23 protein-coding genes are annotated in these 20428 nt (G+C 66.1%); 13 read left to right on the top strand and 10 right to left on the bottom strand.

Annotated features, from left to right (window positions below; all coding sequences use genetic code 11):
* Positions 1-924: 924 nt before the first annotated feature.
* Positions 925-2304 carry a Shedu anti-phage system protein SduA domain-containing protein gene (locus IEY99_RS33155; RefSeq protein ID WP_194505985.1) on the bottom strand — a complete coding sequence of 460 codons (1380 nt, stop codon included), beginning with the start codon at positions 2302-2304 and terminating at the stop codon, positions 925-927.
* Positions 2305-2739: 435 nt separating this feature from the next.
* Here IEY99_RS33155 and IEY99_RS33150 point away from each other — a divergent pair, with 435 nt between their 5' ends.
* Positions 2740-3063, top strand: a complete 324-nt coding sequence (locus tag IEY99_RS33150) for a hypothetical protein (RefSeq protein ID WP_189208074.1) — start codon at positions 2740-2742, stop codon at positions 3061-3063.
* A gap of 238 nt (positions 3064-3301) precedes the next feature.
* Positions 3302-3961, top strand: coding sequence for an HIRAN domain-containing protein (locus tag IEY99_RS35340; RefSeq protein WP_189208073.1), 660 nt, complete (start codon positions 3302-3304; stop codon positions 3959-3961).
* Between the two features lie 391 nt (positions 3962-4352).
* On the opposite strand, the gene IEY99_RS33140 is transcribed toward IEY99_RS35340, so the two are convergent.
* The 8 genes from IEY99_RS33140 to IEY99_RS33105 all read right to left on the bottom strand — a co-directional run bounded on the left by IEY99_RS33140 (position 4353) and on the right by IEY99_RS33105 (position 9720).
* Positions 4353-4679 (bottom strand): hypothetical protein, encoded by a 327-nt coding sequence (locus tag IEY99_RS33140; protein WP_189208072.1) that lies wholly within the window; start codon positions 4677-4679, stop codon positions 4353-4355.
* 223 nt (positions 4680-4902) lie between these two features.
* Complete coding sequence (locus IEY99_RS33135) at positions 4903-5502, bottom strand: hypothetical protein (protein ID WP_189208071.1); 600 nt, start codon at positions 5500-5502, stop codon at positions 4903-4905.
* Positions 5495-6259: a hypothetical protein gene (locus IEY99_RS33130; RefSeq protein ID WP_189208070.1), complete on the bottom strand. Its 765-nt coding sequence runs from the start codon at positions 6257-6259 to the stop codon at positions 5495-5497. Before IEY99_RS33130 ends, IEY99_RS33135 begins: the two co-directional genes overlap by 8 nt.
* A gap of 17 nt (positions 6260-6276) precedes the next feature.
* The gene (locus IEY99_RS33125) at positions 6277-6597 is read right to left on the bottom strand and encodes a PE domain-containing protein (RefSeq protein ID WP_189208069.1); all 321 of its coding nucleotides are present in this window, start codon (positions 6595-6597) and stop codon (positions 6277-6279) included.
* A gap of 30 nt (positions 6598-6627) precedes the next feature.
* On the bottom strand, positions 6628-7227 hold the full coding sequence (locus IEY99_RS33120; RefSeq protein ID WP_189208068.1) for a YbaB/EbfC family nucleoid-associated protein: 600 nt from the start codon (positions 7225-7227) through the stop codon (positions 6628-6630).
* 90 nt (positions 7228-7317) lie between these two features.
* Entirely contained in the window at positions 7318-7584 is a 267-nt protein-coding gene (locus IEY99_RS33115; protein WP_189208067.1) for a transcriptional regulator, read from the bottom strand.
* 211 nt (positions 7585-7795) lie between these two features.
* Positions 7796-8512: a creatininase family protein gene (locus tag IEY99_RS33110; protein ID WP_189208093.1), complete on the bottom strand. Its 717-nt coding sequence runs from the start codon at positions 8510-8512 to the stop codon at positions 7796-7798.
* 20 nt (positions 8513-8532) lie between these two features.
* Positions 8533-9720 (bottom strand): NsdA family TPR-like regulatory protein, encoded by a 1188-nt coding sequence (locus IEY99_RS33105; RefSeq protein ID WP_189208066.1) that lies wholly within the window; start codon positions 9718-9720, stop codon positions 8533-8535.
* Positions 9721-9884: 164 nt separating this feature from the next.
* On the opposite strand from IEY99_RS33105, the gene IEY99_RS33100 reads away from it, so the two are divergent.
* The 11 genes from IEY99_RS33100 (at position 9885) to IEY99_RS33050 (ending at position 18865) form a co-directional block, all read left to right on the top strand.
* Positions 9885-10751 carry a hypothetical protein gene (locus IEY99_RS33100; protein WP_189208065.1) on the top strand — a complete coding sequence of 289 codons (867 nt, stop codon included), beginning with the start codon at positions 9885-9887 and terminating at the stop codon, positions 10749-10751.
* Positions 10752-10814: 63 nt separating this feature from the next.
* Positions 10815-11270, top strand: a complete 456-nt coding sequence (locus IEY99_RS33095) for a single-stranded DNA-binding protein (protein ID WP_189208064.1) — start codon at positions 10815-10817, stop codon at positions 11268-11270.
* A gap of 10 nt (positions 11271-11280) precedes the next feature.
* Positions 11281-12210 carry an FtsK/SpoIIIE domain-containing protein gene (locus tag IEY99_RS33090; RefSeq protein ID WP_229799489.1) on the top strand — a complete coding sequence of 310 codons (930 nt, stop codon included), beginning with the start codon at positions 11281-11283 and terminating at the stop codon, positions 12208-12210.
* A gap of 73 nt (positions 12211-12283) precedes the next feature.
* On the top strand, positions 12284-12664 hold the full coding sequence (locus IEY99_RS33085) for a hypothetical protein (RefSeq protein ID WP_189208063.1): 381 nt from the start codon (positions 12284-12286) through the stop codon (positions 12662-12664).
* A gap of 135 nt (positions 12665-12799) precedes the next feature.
* The gene (locus IEY99_RS33080) at positions 12800-13648 is read left to right on the top strand and encodes a DUF6197 family protein (RefSeq protein ID WP_189208062.1); all 849 of its coding nucleotides are present in this window, start codon (positions 12800-12802) and stop codon (positions 13646-13648) included.
* Positions 13648-14328, top strand: coding sequence for a hypothetical protein (locus IEY99_RS35165; RefSeq protein WP_308427114.1), 681 nt, complete (start codon positions 13648-13650; stop codon positions 14326-14328). Before IEY99_RS33080 ends, IEY99_RS35165 begins: the two co-directional genes overlap by 1 nt.
* On the top strand, positions 14325-14609 hold the full coding sequence (locus tag IEY99_RS33070) for a hypothetical protein (RefSeq protein ID WP_189208061.1): 285 nt from the start codon (positions 14325-14327) through the stop codon (positions 14607-14609). The genes IEY99_RS35165 and IEY99_RS33070 overlap by 4 nt, the downstream gene beginning before the upstream one ends.
* The gene (locus IEY99_RS33065) at positions 14606-15607 is read left to right on the top strand and encodes a hypothetical protein (RefSeq protein ID WP_189208060.1); all 1002 of its coding nucleotides are present in this window, start codon (positions 14606-14608) and stop codon (positions 15605-15607) included. Before IEY99_RS33070 ends, IEY99_RS33065 begins: the two co-directional genes overlap by 4 nt.
* Positions 15608-15708: 101 nt before the next feature.
* On the top strand, positions 15709-17379 hold the full coding sequence (locus IEY99_RS33060) for a replication initiator (protein WP_373293489.1): 1671 nt from the start codon (positions 15709-15711) through the stop codon (positions 17377-17379).
* Positions 17380-17459: 80 nt separating this feature from the next.
* Entirely contained in the window at positions 17460-17660 is a 201-nt protein-coding gene (locus IEY99_RS33055; protein ID WP_189208058.1) for a helix-turn-helix transcriptional regulator, read from the top strand.
* 2 nt (positions 17661-17662) lie between these two features.
* Positions 17663-18865, top strand: a complete 1203-nt coding sequence (locus IEY99_RS33050; RefSeq protein WP_189208057.1) for a tyrosine-type recombinase/integrase — start codon at positions 17663-17665, stop codon at positions 18863-18865.
* Between the two features lie 81 nt (positions 18866-18946).
* Here the strand turns inward: IEY99_RS33050 and glnA are convergent, their stop codons facing one another.
* A complete protein-coding gene (glnA, locus tag IEY99_RS33045; RefSeq protein WP_189208056.1) occupies positions 18947-20371 on the bottom strand; it encodes a type I glutamate--ammonia ligase in 1425 nt (474 codons plus the stop codon).
* Between the last annotated feature and the right edge of the window lie 57 nt (positions 20372-20428).

Raw genomic sequence — 20428 nt, 5'->3', positions numbered from 1 at the left:
GCCTGCCCCGCGAACGGCAACGAACCAGCGAAAACCACCATCGCGACCGCGATGACAGCCCGCCGAATCCAGGGCCACAGCACCGAAAAGACGCGCGACGAACCGACCTCAGAGACCATGCCAGGCCACCCTCCCCCGTATGCCCAGAATCGAGCGGGCTGGATACTACGGGTCGCCTACGACACGTCGCAAACAAGATCACAGAGCGTTAGGTTCTACCGTCAAGGGCACTTCAACGCTGTCCAGGAAGGTCGTTCGGCGGACATAAGCTAGGTCCGAGGCTACGGGTACTGTGTGTAACGCCGCGAAATACCTGCGTGATGCAGGCTGGAGACCTACCCGTGGCCGCTGTGGAACGAGCACGCATGACCAGCGGCGCCTGGGCCCTCGGCTGGTCACGTCGATAGAGCCACGCCGCCCCGAGCAGGCGAAGGTGCTACTAGAAGTTGTTCAGAGTCTCTGTACGCCTTCAAGGCGGCCCGGAACGGGCCGCTCACGCCGCCGCCCAGGGGGCGTCCGCGCAGCTCCGCTGTCGCTACGCGCGCGGACGCAGGCAGCCCGGCGGCTGGCGTGGAAGGCGGATCGGGCCGCGCCGCCGACAGGGCCTGAGGGTCGGGTGATGGGGCACCCGGCGGCGGCCACGGGAAGGCTAGGCGACGCGGTCCGACAGACCTCGCCAGGCCGTAGCGCGTGACCGGGTCGATGGCCGGTCGGGCCTACTGCGCCTCCGGCGGGGGCACTCCGGTTCTGGGATGGTCCCGCCGCCCGTCACCCTCGTCCCGGGCAAGCCGAGCAGACCCCCGCCGGCGCCCGCCAGCGTGGGTGCCTAGCGTCAAGGCCGTCTTGACGCGGCGGACGCCGGCGGTGCCCCGCTCCCACGATGGGCGGGTCGAGGGCGACGGGATGGCAGAGCAAGCCGTGTCTTCATTCGGTTGAGAGCGACGCCTCGTTCTCGAATACGTGCCATCTCGCTCTTGCAAGCAGCTCGTCGAATGTGACGATCTCCGGCTCGTATACGTTTCGCCGGTACAGCTCGAAGCACTGATGCTTCGGCTGGTGCATTTTCCCCTCCGCTGAGCAGAGGGACTCGAGGCTACCGAGGATCAAGTACGAGCGAGGTCGCACGAGTGCGGTGAACTCCCCTGTAAAGTAGCCCGACTTCTTTTCGGCAAGGTAGGTGCCAATGTCATCACAGGCTTTATGAACGGTCTGCTGAATTTGGGTAACGCCGCCAGCAAGGTCTACGGAGGGCGCCCAACATCCAGGGCGGTATTCTATCTTTTGCAGAAGGGAGGTTTGATGATGTTTGATTTCCGCGAAGACGAGGCTTCGTATCCTGCCGCTCGTACGCAGTAAGGCATCGACCCTTTTGCCGGGCCCGTCAATCGAAAAACCTGAGACGGTCTGCTCCAGTTTCTCATCACTCCATGAGGTAAGAAGCTGACCACCTAAACTAACACCCAAGATCCAGGGATTCTCTTGGAGGAAGTCTTGCCACACTCTTTCTGGGCCTACACCACCCTTAGGCTCTCGCTCGGACTCGAAGAACTCGGCGTCGTCCAGCAACCTCTGGAATCTTTCCAGTTGTTTGCGTCTCTTCGCGAGCGCAATGATGTCGTCCGCCGTTACATCGTTCTCGATGGCAATTCGGAAAGCTTCAGGATTCTGCCGGTAAGCCGTACCGGCACCTCCTGGACTCGCGAGTAGCTCTGCGATATCTTCGTCGAATTGGACAACGTTTTTATAGAGGTTCATTAAGCCCTGGAGGGTCAACCCATCAATGCCAAGGCTCTTCATGTGGGTGCTGAAAGCGTGACTGAGAGAGTCGGGGGTATACGGCTCGCCTCGCGAATTTGAAATGATATACCCTGCGCCAAGGTTCCGCACGTGGCGCCATACTTCCGGGTGAGTTGACACGAGATTTGCGTCACGCCGATCGCTACGGACGTGAATGCTCTGGTCGTCGATATCTTCTCGCAGCAGCTCCGCGATGTTCATAGGCCCAAGGCCTGCAAATAGCGCCAAGGTCGCTACAATTCGCCAGCGTCCATCAGCTTCGCGCATCACTCGCTGATAGTCCTTGAATCGTGCCGGTTGACGCCTATTGCGACGGCTGGGCGGGAGCGTTACCCCCTCGGTTGGATCTTTAGTCAGTTTTCCAACTGAGAGAGCCCAGGAGTAATATCGACGCAGGTGTCCGAAATAGGTTCGCCTGGTCTCGACGGCATTCTTTCTGTCGAGCCATCCTTGCAGCTGCTCAGTCGTTACGGCATTGAGGTCGCCGAGATCGATGAATACCCGCATGAGAACTTTGTACTGGTCCCCGATCGTATTCTTCGCCAAGCCTTGAGCAACGCGGAACTGCTCATGAGCATAGATGTCGGAATGCGACAAATGCGAGCCCTCCTCGCTCTGAAGCGCCTCGATGGCGTGGCGTGATAGTACGGCGATTCACCGCGTCGCACTAGCTGAGCGCCCTCCGAGGTCGAGGCAGGTCGATCGAGGGGGTGCGGGATGCTCGCGTCCGAGTGCGCTACGACGGACGCAATACCCCTCAGTGCAATTGACCGCAACCAGTTCGGATGATCTCGGGCAGACCGAGGCGGCCCCGGACGGCTTCCGAGGTCGAGGCCAAGGACGGACGACGCCGGACGAGCCACCCAGGACTTGCAAGCATGGGTTTGAAAGAAGCGGACGACTTGTCCGCCCACCGGCTTCAACTGGACGCACTCTGGCTCCATGTCCGAAGAAGATCAATTGCGCGCGAATATCAGAAGACTTGAGACGCAGCGTGTAGCAACCGCCGAGATCCACGAAGGGCTCAAGGGAACCATCCAGTCGCCAGAGGCTCATGTCCTGCAGGAGGCATACGCGACCAGAGACAAGATCGTGCAAGCGGGCCGTCTCGATCTCTTGCCCAAGGCTGAAGAGGTGATCCGCAACCTTGAGGAGAAGGAGCAAGCAGCGCGAGATGCGGCACTTGGACTTGCGCGCGCTGATGAGCAGGCAGCCGACGTGATCGCGGAGACGAAGAAGCTGCTTGACGATCAAGGCGACAGCTAGCTGCGGTAGAGCCGGCTCGTACATGGCAAGTGTGGGTGTCTAACTGGGTGACAACCGGAAAACAACGGCGGTGGACAACCATGGACACGGATGGACGGTTCCCGCAGCTCAAGCATGCTGCAGTTCGAGGCCGCGACACCATGATCGTTCCTTGACACGGAAGCGGTCCTGTCTTCGGGCAAGGAAGAGCAGTCGATCGGCCGTCGAGGTTGATGCCCGTCGCTGCGAGGGTGGAGCCATGGGACTCCTCGACCGGATTTTCGGACGCCGATCCAGCGAAGCGACCACGCTGACACCGCGTCACGGGCAGGGGGATGCGGCCACCACTTCGGGCGTAGCTCCCCAGCCAGCACCTGATGAGCGATGGTACGTGCCTCACGACGGGAACCGCGACCGCTTCGTCGGCTCTAACGGGATCCCTCCCCTTCACCTTATTCCCTATCGCGACTTCCAGGGCGAGTCGGTCTTGCGGCTGTGCGAGGACGCCACCGGCCTATTGATAGGCCCGACGGATAATCGGCTTGCGAGAGCCGGGGTCTATGTATCGCAGCTCCGGGGTGAGGCTTACCACCGTGAAGCGTGCCGGGCGGGGGACTTCCACCCAGGCCGGCCCGTTCGGCTCGTCCGAGAACCAGCCAACGAGTTCGATCCGAACGCAGTGGCGGTCTACGACGACACGGGAAAGCACATGGCCGCCTACGTCAACAAGCAGAAGGCGCGGACGTTGGCCCGGCTACTGGACTCGGGCGAGCCTATCGAGGCAGTGTCTATCCGGGGAACCGGCTCGGGTGTCCCTTGCGACCAGGTTGCCATCTTGGCTGCCTCGCCGGAGGTTCTACGCCGACTCCTTGAACCACGACCGGCGCACTTGCCTCCGCTAGTTCATCAAGGCCGATGAGCATGATTGTATGCGATGGCAGCCAAGATCCAGCCAGGGAAGCTCGCATGAGCCACACTGCGCAGTCCGCTCGTGGGGCAGGCTCAGCGGCACGAGCGACGAGGGTGGTCGCGCAAGGGCGACGCACAAGAAACGATTGGCGGCCGTCCGGGCGGCACAGGACGAGGCCGAGCAAGCCGGCGATCGGGTCCTGGCGGAGGCGTGGGCTTCGCTCGCCACGTCGCTGCACCGTCAGGCGTTGTAAGCCGCACCGCAGGCGTTGACAGCAACGGTGACAGCAACCGGCCCGAATGACAACGGTTCGCACGAAGCGGTGATGTACGGCCGTCCGAGGTCACGGACGGGGGTGGACGCTGCCGGACGACCCGCCTAGGACTTACAAGCGAGGGATCTACTCGTCCGGCCACTCGTGAACGCTGATGGTCCATGGAAGGTGCGGTTCGTCGCGTTCTGCGATGTGCCCCGGTTCAAGAGTCGCGAGTTCGGCGACAGATGGGTCGGCATCCGCGACGTGCCTGATACAGGCGACGACGCTCGCTCCGTCGTTCGGGTCGTTGACGCCATCCCCGACTAGCCAGTCGTTGTCCTCATCGTGAATGACGACCCGGGCCGGCTCCTTGCCGGTCAGCACGGTGCGTTGGATCACCGCGCCGAGGTGTGCGGGGAAGCGACCGTCCTCGAACGGGAAGGCTACGTCTCGGAACACCTCACCTGACATGAGGCGAGTATGAAGGTGTCCAGGTCGGCCCCGTGGCCTAGTTGACCAACTTTGTGACAACGGGATCCTACGGCACCGGACGATCGTGGACGGTTCGCCCAGTTCAGGCTGCAAGGCGCCGCGCCCAGAGCGCCATGATCGTTCCTTGACACGGAAAAGGTCTCGTCGCAGGCTGGTCATGAGCCAGCTCAAGCGCCTTGCGCAAGATCGCAGAGCTGCGCGTCTACAACGATCGGTGAAGTATCCGAGTCAAGGCCGTTGCGGCGATGCTAGCGGCGATGAACCAGGCGAGGTAGTAGAGGTTTCCCGCATCCGTGAAGGGCGAGTCGAAGACCTTGATGGAGGTGAAGAGGCGAGCGGCCTCCGGCGTGGTGGCCAACGTGCTGGCACCGCGGTGGAGAAACGTGCCTTGAGCTACGAGCAGCACTGCTGTGCACGCGGCTTGGATCTTCCACAGGAGGCCGAGGATGCGCCGTCCGGTGTCCCCGCGTCCGCGGAGCAGAAGCAGGAGCAGGGTGGTCGTGACGGCCGTGACGAACGCGAGGATCGCCACTGTCCACGCGGATCCGAGGACCAAAATTCTGGTGTGCCGCAGCAGCGACAGCTGCTGGTCGATGAGGTCCGCAGCGTCGGGGGCGCACGCTGGTACGGACTGGCACTCACGCCTCGCAATATCGGCTTCGCCGGTCAGGGGCAGCAGCATCTGGCGGATGTAGGCGCCGGTTGTGAGCCACGCGAAGATGACCGCGGAGACAATGGCGAAGCTCCAACTGCCGGCGAGGTGCCAGAGTCTTCGGGGGCTGCCGGTCGAGTGGTCAGCCAACGTTGACCGCCTGGGGCCAAGTGCCGGCTGGGGGCCCAGACAGCTTCTCTACGTTGTTGATCGAGGCAGTGGCATCGCGTGCGTTCTTGAGCAGGTCGACAACTCGGTTGGCGATGTTGAACAGCTGGTTGAGCGCCTTCTCGACCAGGTCGCCGGCGGCGTCGGCGACGGCGTTGATGGCTTCGATGAGCCCGAAGACGGAGGCGGCGTCCACAGCGGCCTGGGTGACAGCGCCGGCGATAAGGGAGATGTACTCGCCCATCTTCACCGCGTAGTCGACGTTGGCCTTGGCGATCGTGAACAGCCAGGTGCTGATGAAGTCGGCCTTGGTGGCCATGTCGCTGGCCGCCGCCTGCTGGAATGGCAGCTTCGCGGTGTACGCGTCGGCGGCCTGGCCCTTCCAGTAGACGAGCTTGTCGCCCTTGACGGGCACTCGGCCAGCAGCGGCCGAGGCCGGCTTCTGCACCTGATTCAGCCAGTCGAAGCTGGTGAGGATGAGTGAGACCACCGGAGTTGAGTGTTCGACCGTGTATCGGGCCTTCTCGATGATCTTCCGCAGTCCGTCCTGGGCGCCCTCGAGTTTTTCTTTGATCCACAGCAGGACGGCGCCACCGAGCAGCCACCGCTTCTCGTTGATCTCACCGACGAGCCGGTTGAAGCCGTCGATGATCTGTTGAATGCCGGTGCGGACCTGCTCGATGGCGCGTTGAAACTCTGCCGTCAGGCCGTCGGGGGTGACCGCGGGATCCGGGGCCATGGGTGCTGCTCCTCGCCTCAGAGGTTTCCGTAGATCTTCGTCAAGGTCTCGGCGGACACCGCGTCGCTGCCGTCATACTCGTCGGCGGCCCGGTTGAGAGCCCCAGCGATCTGATCGAACTCGGCGGCACCCTCGCCGCAGCGGTCCTGCACGAACTTCTGGTAACCGGCGTAGATCGGTGCCGCGGCGATCGAGATGCCGTCCCCGCACCAGAACGCGCTCGTGTCCAAGGTCAGGTTCGCGACGCTTCCCGCGACGGTGTGCAGCTCGTCGGACAGGGCAAACCACTTCTTGGCTTCCTGACGCAGTGCGTCGGTGACGACTTCGGTCTTGCTCATGAGAAGGGTTCCTGTTCCGTGGGTTAGCCGTCAGCTGGCGGCGTGGAAGGCGGCCAGTGCGTCGGCGGCGAGCCGGTTCGGCGATTCCTGCAGGGCGGCCGGCGTGTCGATCTGCACCTGCGAGATCGTGAACCCGCTGACGATCAGGCGGACCAGACCCGCTGGGCCTGCCACCACCCGTTCCGTGATCTGTCCCTGTGCCAGCCGACGGGAGGAATCCAACGTGTCCTCGATGCGGTCAAGCCGTCGCCGCAGGTTCTCGAACCAGGCGCGGTCGTCAGGCTCGCTGGGCTCTTCGGCAGGCTGCCGTACTCGCACGGGCGCCTGATCCACCACAGATGTGGGATCGATGCTGGCGGCAGCGTCGACCAGAGCCGCGCGATAGGCGCTCAACACCGCATCCTGTAAGCCGGAGGGGGTGAGCTCGTCGCGCCACCAAGCGCTGATCAGTACGTCCGTTACCCGTCCGCGGCGATCCATCCGTACGACCACAGCTCGGGTCGGATCGCGACCTTCCACCTCAGGCTCGGCGCCGGCGCCGGCGCCGGGAACGGTGTGATCAGCTGCGGCCGCTCGTAGCTCCTCATCGCTACCGAGGACGTCGAGCGATACCAGCTCAGGACTGCTCACCGCCACCTCCGCACGTAGGCCGACTACCGCTCGGCATAGTAGCCGCCCTGGGTACGCGCCTGGCGTCCCGTAACAGCGGGTGACTGTGGCTCAGCCCGGCGTGCGACGTCGCATGACCGCACACGCGTGGTTGCTGTTGGTGAACTCCGCAACGTTGACCAGGTCCCAGCCATACGGAAGCAACATCTCAGCTCCAGCCAGAACAGCGCTCAAGTTGTCCATCCCCGTCCCCCGTTGCGACACCACCCCGAGCAAATGGAAGGGGTAGCCGTTCAAATCGGCTTGCCCCTCGAACAGAGCCTGAGCCGTTACCAAGCGCGAACTTGCGATCATTTCTGCTGTCTCCGGCCTGACCATGAGATCACTCTAGAGAAGGCGCCAACGCTGCTGTACAGCAGCGAAGTACAGCAACCGACGCGCTGTAATCAGCTTGTACGAGACCTCTCCACCCCCGGCTGGCCTGGTACACAGCTCAGCCCGACCGCGTGCCCCGAATCCCTCGATCGCAGGTCTGCCCTGGCGGAAAGTGCCCGGCGCGCCCATCGTTGGAACCAAGGGGATCAAGAGCTTAAGCCCTGTCCGGTTCCGTCATGAGTGAGTAGGTGGAAGCGAAGGTACGAACGAGGCTGGCCATGGCACGGACACCCTTCTCTGCTGTGCCGAGCGAGGGGCGACCAATGACTCCCGACTTCGTGTACGCCGTCATGCCAAGGGTGAGCAGTTGCGGCCGCTCGGAGGTCCAGTCAGCCGACTCGTTGCCCGGGCGGACTACCTCGGGGCAGTAGGCCAGCAGCAGCGAGGTCTCCAGCTCGCCTGCATGCATGTCCTCGTGTCCGTTCGTCTGCATGCCGGCGTCCTCCCGCGCCTGGTGCCACTCATGGCCCTGAGGGAAGACAGCAATTCGCGGGCCGCTGACGGAGGCCTCTTGTGCAACGTTGCTCAGCACGTAGTTGCCGCCGTGACCGCTGATGATTACCAAGCGCTCCACTCCGCTCGCTGCGAGAGAGCCGGCGATGTCGGTGACGACCTGGTGCAGGGTTCGGGCGCTGATGCTGACGGTCCCGCGCCACCCCGCGTGCTCGTGCGAGCACGAGATTGTGATCGGTGGCAGCAAGAGCGCCGGATACCGACCGGCGATCTCCCTGCCGATCAGGCCTGCGACGATCGTGTCGGTGGCGAGGGGCAGGTAATCGCCGTGCTGCTCGAAACTACCGACGGGCAGCAGCGCGACCGGCGCGTCTCGATCGGATTCGTCCCTCGATGTCGCCGTGGTAATCAGATCGATCAAGGCCGGGCTCCTCGTAGCTACGCGGCCGGGCGGAACAGGCTGCGGATCCGGTCGCTCAGATCGGATACTTCCGCATCACGCCGCCACGGCGCCAGTTCAACGCGCAGACGCTGGAGCTCGGCGAGTGCCCGACCTGAGGGAGCCGCACGAACGACGTCAACGGCATGGCGACCCTGGACGCAAGCGCGCTGGACATCCTCGCTGGCGGCGTACGCAAAGCTGAGTCGCGCCAGGCAGAGACCCTGATCTCGGCGCAGCTCCGCTGGCCAGGTGCTCAGGCTCCGCTCGTAGGCTGCGATCGCCTTGCCGAACTGTTCAAGTCTGCTCCAGCAGCTCGCGGCCTCCATGCCGATGTAAGCGGGCGTGCAGTAGTCCGTCAGGCCATCCGGCTCGTGGTCCCGCTCGACAGCTGCCCGCGCGGCATCCAGTGCTCGTTCACACTCTCCGGCGTCGCCGAGCCGGGCGTGAGCGCGCCCGCGCAAACGCAGTACAAGCGCTCTGCCCCTCGGCGAGAGCTTCCCGGGACCGCGAAGCGCGGCCTCGGTCAGGCCGATCACTCGCTCCGGCTTGTCCAGATCTGCGGCGATGTCCGCCTTGCGCATCAGCACGTAGGACGTTTCGGAGGTCCGGCCGATTTCCAGCGCATAGTCCATGGAGCGGTCGGTGAACCTCATCGCCTGTTCAGCGATGCACGCATCCTGATAGAGCCATCCCGTGAACTCGTTGTAGCGAAGCGCCAGCAGAAGCAGCTCGTCGCGGACGCCGTCGCGCGCATTGGGCAACATTTGGTCGAGTAATGCGGCCTGCGCCCTGACGACATCGACTAAGTGGCTCGGTCCCATCAGGTTATCGGCGCGCAGATGTTCTGCAAAAACATTCCGGAAATACTGCACCATCTCTGGACCCACAGGCGGCGCGATGTGAGAGCGTGCAGGAAGCTCCACATCACCCGCGGTGAAGCCGAGTTCGTCCGGAGTCTGGCAATAGACCTGGCAGAGCAGCCGTCGGTACAGCGGATCGCGGAGAGGAAGCCCGTTCTCCCAACGCGAGAGCATCGTCTTCAGGCTGTTCGACGTAGCGACTTGCACACCGGATGCGGCGGCAGCCTTCTGGAGAGCACGGATCGTCTGGTCCTGCTTCCAGCCGAGCTCCAGGCGAGCAGCCTGCAAGGGTGTTGCAGCGCGGGCTGACATTCCGTAAGCCATGCCGAGTTCCTCTCGATGCGGACGCGTCCAGTGTGCACACATTGACCCTGGTCGCGCACCGGTTAACTCGTTCGATCAGCGGCTGTTAACTTCCATCATCTGACACTGCCGATCTTCACCGTCGTCTTATGGATCCGGACGAAATAGCGAAGGGAGGCTCTTGAATGGGAAGGCGACTGGTTGACAGGTCTGCCATCGGCACGGTGGCGATCGTGGATGCACCGGAGTCGCAGTGGTACGCGCGACGTGCACGCGTCACGGCTGTCGTCGTTGGTCTGTCAACGGATGCGTTGGTAACGGCGGTGTCGAGCGTGTTCTTTCCGCTGCTGTTGGCGGTGGCCCTGGGTGCGCTGGCCGGTGTCGCGTGTGCCGTGATCGCTGCGGTGCTGGTACGAATCTGGCCGGTACTGCGGGTGGTGTGGTGGTGGTCGATCGAGATCACGACAACGGCGGGCGTGGTTGGCGGTTGGGTCTCGCTGGCCCATCTGACCACTTCGTGGCTCGCGTCGGCGGTCGGACTGTTCTTGGCTGCTGGATGCCTGTTGCCGCCTCGGGTTCGCCGATTCGTGTGGGCGTGGTCGTGGTGCCTGGTGGTCCGTCACCGGCTGCGGTTGTACTTCGCCACGCTGGCACGTGCTGTGGTGCGCACCGGTGGCCCACGTCCGGTGGCGTTGCCGTTGTTGTTGTGGGCGCGGCCGACGCCTGCGGGTGAGCGGGTGTGGTTGTGGCTGCGTGCGGGTCTGTCGCTGGAATCCCTGGAGGGTAAGGCTGGACTGATTGCGGTGGCGTGCATCGCTAAGCAGGTCCGGATCGCGTCTGCGTCGGAGCGTTACGCCGCGCTGCTGCGTGTGGATATCGCCCGCCGTGACCCGCTGACGGGCCGGATCGACTCGCCCCTCGCAGGGCTGATTCCGAGCTTGCGCAACACCGATGCAGATGTGCCGGTGTCGCCGGCCATGCCGCCGGTCGGCTTGGAGCTGGCCGACATCGAAGACCCCGCACCCGAAGCGCCGCGTGGTGGTCGCCGATGACCTCCCAGGTGCGGGTGCCGGAGCAAGTCCCGTTGCGAGCTATCACCGACAAGGAGAACTGAGATGGCGAACGAAACCACAATCACCATGGTCGGCAACCTGACCGCCGACCCGGAACTGCGGTTCCTGCCCAACGGCACCGCGATGGTGAAGTTCACAATCGCGTCCACGCCGCGCACCCTCGACCGGCAGTCGGGCGAGTGGAGAGACGGCGACCCGCTGTTCCTGACCTGCACGGCCTGGCGTGACATCGCCGAGCACATCGCCGAGTCCCTCGCGAAGGGCACCAGGGTCATCGTCACCGGGCGGCTGAAGCTGTCGCGGTGGGAGGACAAGGATTCCGGCGAGAAGCGCTCGGCGTACGGGGTAGACGTCGACGAGATCGGCCCGAGCCTGCGATTTGCTCAGGCCAAGGTGCAGCGGATGAACCGCAGCAGCAAGAACGACGGGTTCACCCCCGACGCGCCGCAGGACGACGCCTGGAGCATCGCCGCTCCGGCTTCTCCAGCGGCGGCCTGAGGGCTGAGCGGTGCAACCCGTCCTCGCCGCGAACACGGCACTCGGCCCGGTCAAGCCCGGACTGCGCCTGTCAATCTTCGACCCGATCCCGATCGGGATCGACGAGTTCGGCATGCAGGTTTTCATCCGGCTGATCTGGCGCAACCTGCTGATCGGCGGCGAGCCCGGCGCCGGCAAGTCGGCACTGCTGAACGTACTCGTCGCGTACGCGGCGCTGTGCGCGAACTGCAAGCTGATCCTGCTGGACGGCAAGCAGGTAGAACTCGGCCAGTGGCGTAAGTGCGCCGACGCGTTCGTCGGCCCGAACATCGTCCAAGCCTTGGTCCTGCTGACCAAGTTGCAGAAGATGATGGACAACCGGTACACGTTCCTGCTGGACTGCGAACGCCGCAAGGTCGTCGAGAAGATCCAGACGCTCTCACCGGTTACCGGCGAGATCAGCTGGGTACCGGACGCGTTCCAGCCGTACGTGGTCGCGATCGACGAGATCGCCTACTACTCGGCCACAACCGGGGACAAGAAGCAGCGCGAAGAGTTCGCCGCGCTGCTGCGCGACCTGGTCGCCCGGGGGCGGGCGGTCGGCATCATCGTCATCGCCGCCACACAACGCCCGTCCTCGGACATCATCCCGACATCGTTGCGGGACCTGTTCGCGTGGCGGTTCGCCGGCCGGTGCACCAACGACAGCAGCTCGGACATCGTCCTCGGGCACGGCTGGGCCAACAAGAACTGGACAGCTAACAGCATCAGCCCGAACAACCCCGGCGCGGGACTGCTCATCGCCGAAGGCGGCAGTCCGCAGCTCGTGAAGACCGCCTACCTGGATGACCGCACGTGCGCGGCCATCGCCGCCTACGCGGCCACCCTGCGCGCCACCGTCATGCACACCGAGGCTCGCAAGCTCGCCCCGGTCCCGGTCCCGGTCCCGGCCGCGGCTTGACGCGCCTACTCCAAGCCACCCCGCACATCCGCGCGGCTGGAATCCATCCATTCGAATCGAAGGGAATCGATCAATGACCAAGCGTCTCCCGGCCACTCGGCCGCCCCTACCCCGGGTCGTGCACTATGTCGACCCGTCCACCCCGGCCGAGCTGGCCTACCCGATGAACCCGGCCCAGCTCGCCGCCCGCCAGCGTCAGCAGCAGGCCATGTACCTGCGCTGGAAGGCGCGCCAGGAAGCCATCGCCGCCCGCGACCGCAAAATCCGACGGTTCTGGCTCGGCTTCGGCGCCGTCGTCGGCCTGGCCCTCGTCACCGCCCTGTTCGCGGCGGGATGGCTGCTGTGGACCGGCATCGGCCTCGGCGCGCTCGCCGTGCCCGTACTGATCGCCATTGTCGCCGCGCTCGCGGTTGGCGGTCACCGCTGCATCACCGTCGTGCAGCACTGGCACTGACGGCCATGCGGCCATCACAGCTGTCCCTGTCCCTCCTACTGCAAGCCGACGACACCGGAACGAGCCATGAGAAAGCGATCCCGGTGTCGCCAGCCCTGAAGCACTGACCTATCCCGTTGGAGAGGAGCCAGCATCATGCACGGTACCCAATCCCAGGGCGGAGCCCGCCCTGAGCCCACCCGCCGATTCGACGGCCGGCCCGAATCGGACTACGACCGCAGGTTCTTCGACCTGCGTGAGTCCGACGACGCGGCCGAGTACTACAGGCAGAACGAACTCGATCACGACCGGGTGCCCACCGGAGACAGCTTCATCGCCTGGTGCCACAAGCAGGCGCAGGCCTCTGACGGCTACGTCGTCACCGAGGCTGGTCTGCGGGCCCTCGCCGGCACCGAGCCGGTGGAGGCTCCGGGTTCGGTCGGCTCGGTGTTGCGCTCCGCGGCGCTGTACCTGGAACGGCATGGCTGGATCCAGGGCGCCTACTACGACAGCACCACCACGTCGTTCACGCCTGCGGCGTGCATGGTCGGCGCGATCGGCATGGCCTGCTACGGCGGCCCGGTCGAAGCACCGGCGCAGCACTTCGACGACCCCGGCTTCCTCGACTTCGAAGAAGCCGTCCTGCACCTCGACCGCTTCCTGCTGGTCGAGGACGGCTCGCAAGCGTATGAGTTCAACGACGTACGCGGCCGCACCGTCGACATGGTCACCGACGTGTTGCGCAAGGCGGCGGCACGCCCGGCCGAGGAACTGATCGACGCACTTCGGCTCATCGATGCGCGCAACGCCGACATGGCCGTGCTGGCGCAGTTGCTCACGCCGTGTGGCATCTGGAGCGAGACCGACACCAAAGTCACATGCCCCAGTTGTGGGCGTCGCGTACCGATCATCGATGGCCGGTTGGCCACTCACCTGCGACACCCCAGTACCCCGACCGACAACTGCGACGGCGGCGACCCTGCCCTCCTGGGCGGTGACGCCTGATGAGCAAGAACACCGTCAAGGCTGGCTTGACGCCCAAACCGCGCACCAAGCGCACCAGGCGTGAGGTGGAGAACGCGGCGTTCGACGCGTTCGTGCGCCGGATCCTGCTGGCCTACGGCCGCCGCGTCGCCGCCGGCGACGTCGAAGCTCTGCGTTCGCTCGCGTTGTTGTCGGCTGAGGTCGACGCGGTGACCCGCCTGGCCGTGGCCGGGCTGCGCAAGAGGCCCTACTTCTACTCGTGGTCGGAGATCGCCGACCGGCTTGGCGTGTCCAAGCAGGCCGTGCAGATGCGCTACGGCGACCGGACCGACCGCGGCGCCCTCGACCGCCGGCTCGTGGAGACCGGTCTGGGCGTCACCGTGGCGACCCTCGTGCAGGTGTTCGCCGATCACCACCCCGGTAGTCCGGCCACCAGCGTGTGTCCGGGCTGCGGCTACCGCTACCCCGACGGGGTCAGCGACTGCCCCACCAACGCCACCGTCCGGCCGCTGCTGCGCCGGCGACGCCACGAAGACGACGACGCGGTGGCGCGGTTGTCCCCTGTCCAGTTCGCCGACCTGCACGCCACCAAGCCCCGCATCCCGCGGGCAACGGCGGTCCGGCAGGCGGCCTTCACCGCGCTGATTCCGGACCGACCCGCAGCACTGTTCGACCTCACCGGAAAGGACTCAACGCCATGACCAACAACCCGTCCCACACCAACAGCAACCACTCCCAGACCCCTGAGCGGGATGTCCCGGCTCTGCCGTTCCACTACTTCGTCGCCATCATGTCGGCCGAGCCGAGGGGCATGCGGACCATGCAGATCGAGGTCCACCTCTCCCGGCGGATCACCACCATGGACCAGGTCAAGGACGTCCAGGAGTGGGCGCGCACCACGCACCACCTCAGCAACCCGCTGATCGTCGGGTTCACGCTGCTGCGTAACGACCTGGCCGACCGGCGCCGGACTCGGTCATGACCGTCAGCGGTCGTGGCTGGGCCTACATCGGTGCTGCCCTGGGCGGCACCGTGTCGATCGCGGCGAACATCGCCCACTCTTACGTCCCACCTGCGGGTGCGACCGACGGGTGGCACCCGAACCTTGGTGCCGTGATCGGTGCCGTGTTCTGGCCGGTCGCGTTGTTCGTGACCACCGAAATCCTGACCCGGGTGGCCTGGCCGTCCGGGCACGTCTGGCAACTGCTGCGCTGGGCGGGCATGCTCCCCGTCGCCGCCGTCGCTGCGCTGGTGTCGTACCGGCACCTGTCCGGGCTCCTCGACTATTACGGCGAAGAGCCCCTCGTGTGTGTGCTCGGCCCGCTCGCTGTCGACGGGCTCATGGTCATGTCGGCTGGTGCACTACTGGTCACCGTCACCCACCCGCACACCCCATCCGTATCCGCCCCGGCCGATCTCGACCCCAAACAGGTCCCGGCCCCTATCCCGACCGCCGTCCCGGCGCCGCACCACGCCGCGCCACCGGCGGCGAACCCGAAGCCGCCCATCCCACCGGCAATGACGCCGGAACCTGTGACGGCTTCGCGGACCGACCTCGTGCCGACCCCGGCACAGGTCGCCGCACGAGTCACCCCGAGCCCGACGAGCATCCCGCTACGACCGGCCGCCGACCCGTCGGCTGCCAGCGTCTCGAAGCCCCGACCCCGCACGACCGAGCAGACGACCACGACAAAGCCGCTGGCCGCTCCCGCCGCCGACACCCCTGTCACCGAGCCGGAGCCCGCACAGCTTGCCCTGCCGTACGCCGTCGACCCCGGTCTGCTGGCCAAGGCCCGCGAGATCGCCACGCAGTACCGCACCGAAACCGGCGTCCCGATCAAAGCAGGTCAACTCGCCGCCCGCTTACGGGTGAACTCCGAGACTGCGACCCAGGCCCTGGCCGTGCTCGACCTCGGCCCGAACAGCCCCACCACCGAAATCCCGACCGTCAACGGCCGCCCATCGAGGGCGTCCCGGTGACCGTCTCCACGTTGAGCGTCGTACCCGAAGCACCCGCTTCGGGTACGGCCCCTTACGCGCAGCCGGTTCCTGTTCCGCCCTGGTACGCCCGCTCCACCGACATGCGCCTGCAGGCCATCGCCCGCGCGGCCCGCCCCGACTACCAAGCCTGGCTCTCCCACGTCAAACCTGCGGCCGCGTGCACGCGCCCGGTTCGGCTGGCCGGAACCATCGCCACCGTCGACACCGCAACAGGCCATATCCTGTCCGAGCGGCACACCGCGGACCTGCCGGACGGGATCATCTACAAGCCCTGTGGCAACCGCCGCGCAAGCGTGTGCCCGTCCTGCTCCGAGTTGTACAAGCGCGACGCCTACCACGTCGTGCGGTCCGGGCTGGTCGGCGGCAAAGGCGTCCCCGAGCAGGTCGCTCACCACCCGGCCGTGTTCCCGACCTTCACCGCGCCCTCGTTCGGGCAGGTCCACACCCGCGTCGTCCGCCGGCACACCTGCACCCGCCGCACCGACTGCGACTGCCGCCCCGAACCGTGCCACGCCCGCCGGGACCTCACCACCTGCCCGCACGGCGTACGGCTGGTCTGCTTCGCCCGGCACGCCGAAACCGACCGCAACCTCGGCACCCCGCTGTGCCGCGACTGCTACGACTACGACGCGCAGGCCGTATGGAACGTGACGGCCGGCGAACTGTGGCGGCGAACCAGCATCGCCATCAACCGGCACATCCGGCGAGTCGCCAAGCAACGCGGCGTCGCCGACGTGCCCGTCACCACCTACGACAAGAGCGGCCAAGCCCGGACCCGGTGGGTGTGCCCGCTGCGGCTGTCGTTCGGCAAGGCCGCCGAGATGCAGCGACGCGGCGTCGTGCACTTCCACGCCATCATCCGCCTCGACGGGTACAACCCCGACGACCCGGACGCCATCGTGACGCCCCCGCCCGAGCTGGATGCTGCGGACCTCGTCGCCGCCGTTGACCACGCCGTTACCACGGTCGGCTTCACCACCGACCCGCACCCCGCCAACCGGGACGGGTGGCTGATCGGCTGGGGCGATCAGCTTCTCACCAAGGTGATCACCGTCGCCGCCGACGGACAGGTCACCGACGCCCAGGTCGCCGCGTACCTGGCGAAGTACGCCACCAAGTCCACCGAGGTCACCGGGCACGCGTCCAATCGGCTCAGCGACGACACCGTCACCCTGTACGCCGACCCGGACGGCAGCCACACGGAACGACTCATCGACGCGTGCTGGCGACTCGGCAACTTTCGCGCCGACCCCGAACCGCCCGCCCCGCTCGCAACCGGGCGACGAGCCGAGCCCATCCCGGCCGACCCGTTCGGCCCCCTGCGCACCGACCCGGACTGCGGTGGCTGCACCCGCTACCGGGCTTGCCCGACCTGCGCGGCCGAGCAGGTCGCCGCAGAGGACACGGCTCGCCGCATCCAGGCAGGGCCACCGGCAAGCCCGTACTTCCGGCTGCGCCGGTGGGCGCACATGCTCGGCTTCGGCGGCCACTTCCTCACCAAATCCCGCCGCTACAGCATCACCTTCGCCATGCTGCGCGACCAACGCGTCACCTTTCGCCGCGCTCGGACCGGCGGGCCCGAGCAGGCCGAACCCACCGCCGAGCCCACCACGCTGGTCGTCAACTTCCTCCAATTCGTCGGCGCAGGCTGGCAGACCCCAGCCGACGCCATGCTCGCCAACACCTCCGCCGCAATGGCCCGAGAGCACTCCGAGGCCGCCAGGCAAGCCTTGGCCACGCTGGCCGCATGAGCGGCCGTCGACCGTCAAGGCCGCCTTGACGGTCCTCTGCGAGACAAAGCGGTGGGAACTCTTAGATAGGAGTGACAGAGATGGCGACAGCGTCCGCGTCGGGGGCGGCGGTCGAGAGGCTGTGGACGATCGATGACGTCTCGGCCTTTCTTCGGGTGCCGACCGCGACGCTCTACCAGTGGCGGCATCACCGCGCCGGCCCTCCCGCGTTCAAGGTCGGGCGGCATCTGCGCTACGACCCCGCCGCGGTGCGGGCCTGGCTCGACAACCAGGCGGCGTAGCGATGCCAGTCGATGACGTCTGGTACCTCAAGGCCCGCGGGAATGACGGGTCCCGGCTGCAGTCCAAGGCTCACGGCCGAGGCAAACGGTGGAGGGTCCGCTGGGTCGACGACCAGGGCGCGACCCGGACCCGGTTTTTCGAACGTCGCACCGACGCCGAGCGGTTCGACGCGAACGTGCGTGCTGACCTGAGCCGAGGCCAGTACATCGACGACCGGAGCGGGCGGATAACCGTCGCCGAGCTCGCCGAGCGGTGGCGCGCCGATCAGCTTCACGTCGAAAGCACCGCCATTCACGTCGAGCACGCGGTTCGGCTGCACATCGTCCCGGTGCTCGGGGACCTCCCGATCGGACGGGTCCGGCCCAGCAACATCCAAGGCTGGGTGAAGGACCGGTCCGGGGTGCTCGCCCCGACCACGCTGCGGGTGGTCTACAGCTACCTGAAGTCCGTCTTCTCGTCGGCCGTGCGGGATCGCCTGATCGCCAGCTCGCCGTGCGTCGGGGTCAGGCTCCCGACCGTCGACCGCGACAAGCGGGTGATCCCGTCGCCCGAGCAGGTGCACCGCCTCGCGCGACTCATGCCGCCTCGGTTGTCGGCCGCGGTGTATGTGGCGGCCGGCTGCGGACTGCGACTAGGGGAACTGCTCGGCTTGGAAGTGGAGGACATCGACTTCGACCGGAAGGAGCTGTCCGTACGGCAGCAGCTCAAGTCGCACAAGGGCCGGCCGCCCTACCTGGCCCGGCCCAAGACCAAAACCAGCACTCGAGTGGTGGAGCTGCCCGACGTCGTCGCGGACGCACTCCGCAGCCACCTCGCAGACGCGCTAGACCCGGTCGAGGTCGCCGACGACACCAACCCCCGGAAGCCGACCCGGCGGCTCGCAGCGCTGGTCTTCCGGAACGCGGACGGCGGGCCAGTGCTGGCCTCGACCTTCTCCCGGACCTGGACCCCGGTACGGACCAAGGTCGGGCTTCCGCCGCGCTGGGGGATCCACGGTCTGCGCCACTACTACGCGACCCTGCTGATCCACGCGGGGGCGAGCGTCAAGACGGTGCAGCTGGCGCTGGGGCACTCCAGCCCCACGATCACGCTCAACGAGTACGTGCACGAGTGGCCGGACGCTCTCGACCGCACCCGGTCGTTGGTCGACGGCGCCCTCGGACAGCCAGAAGCGGCGACCATGCAGGCTCCGAGCCGGGCATGACCGCCGCTTCTCAGTTTGTCGCCGAGTTGTCGCGGCACCCTCGACCTGAGGAGAAACCGCAGGTCAAGGAGCTACAACCGCCTAGACGTTGTAGTACATCTCGAACTCGTGCGGGGTCGGGCGGAGCCGGACCGGGTCGATCTCGTTGGCACGCTTCCAGTCGATCCAGGTCGAGATCAGGTCGTCGGTGAAGACGCCGCCGGCGGTGAGGAAGTCGTGGTCGGCCTCGAGGCTGTTGAGGACCGCGTCCAGTGAGCCGGGGACCTGCTTGACGCTGCCCCACTCCTCCGGCGGGAGGTCGTAGAGGTCCTTGTCGATCGGGGCCGGCGGCTCGATCTTGTTCTTGATGCCGTCGAGGCCCGCCATCATCTGGGCCGAGAACGACAGGTAGGGGTTGGAGGACGGGTCCGGCACGCGGAACTCGACGCGCTTGGCCTTCGGGTTGCTGCCGGTCACCGGGATGCGGGTGCAGGCGGAACGGTTGCGCTGCGAGTACACCAGGTTGACCGGGGCCTCGAAGCCGGGCACCAGGCGACGGTACGAGTTGACCGTCGGGTTGGTGAACGCCAGCAGCGACGGGGCGTGGTGCAGCAGGCCGCCGATGTACCAGCGGGCCGTGTCGGACAGGCCGGCGTAGCCGGTCTCGTCGTAGAACAGCGGCTCGCCGCCCAGCCAGAGGCTCTGGTGGGTGTGCATGCCGGAGCCGTTGTCGCCGAAGAGCGGCTTGGGCATGAAGGTGACGGTCTTGCCGTGCTCCCAGGCCGTGTTCTTGATGATGTACTTGAACATCTGCATCTGGTCGCCGGCGTGCAGCAGGGTCGAGAACTTGTAGTTGATCTCGGCCTGGCCCGCGGTGCCGACCTCGTGGTGCGAGCGCTCCACCGTGAAGCCGACGTCGATGAGCCGGCGGACCATGGCGTCGCGCAGGTCGGAGTAGTGGTCGACCGGCGCCACCGGGAAGTAGCCGCCCTTGTACGCGGTCTTGTAGCCGCGGTTGCCGCCCTCCTCCTCGCGGCCGGAGTTCCAGGCGCCCTCGATCGAGTCGATGTGGTAGAAGGACTCGTGCGCCGACGTGGAGTGGCGGATCGAGTCGAAGATGTAGAACTCGGCCTCGGCACCGAAGTAGGCCGTGTCCGCGATGCCGCTGGACGCCAGGTAGGTCTCGGCCTTCTTCGCCACGTTGCGCGGGTCACGCGAGTAGGGCTCGCGGGTGAACGGGTCGTGGATGAAGAAGTTCAGCGCCAGGGTCTTCTGGATGCGGAACGGGTCGATGAAGGCCGTCGTCACGTCCGGCAGCAGCATCATGTCGGACTCGTGGATGGCCTGGAACCCGCGGATCGACGAGCCGTCGAAGGCGAGGCCGTCGGTGACGACGCTGTCGTCGAACGACTCCACCGGCATGTTGAAGTGCTGCATCACGCCGGGGAGGTCACAGAACCGTACGTCGACGAACTTGACGTCCTCGTCCTTGAGGTATCGCAGGAGTTCCTCGGGATTGGCGAACACACGTCCTCCTGGCACAGATTTTCGAACCGGGGCGGCGTGGGCCGCCACGTGGCTAGG

This window comes from Couchioplanes azureus (genome assembly GCF_014648355.1).
Classification (GTDB): Bacteria; Actinomycetota; Actinomycetes; order Mycobacteriales; family Micromonosporaceae; genus Actinoplanes; species Actinoplanes azureus.
Note: the sequence above shows the minus strand (reverse complement) of the source record. Positions and strands in the feature narration are given on the sequence as shown.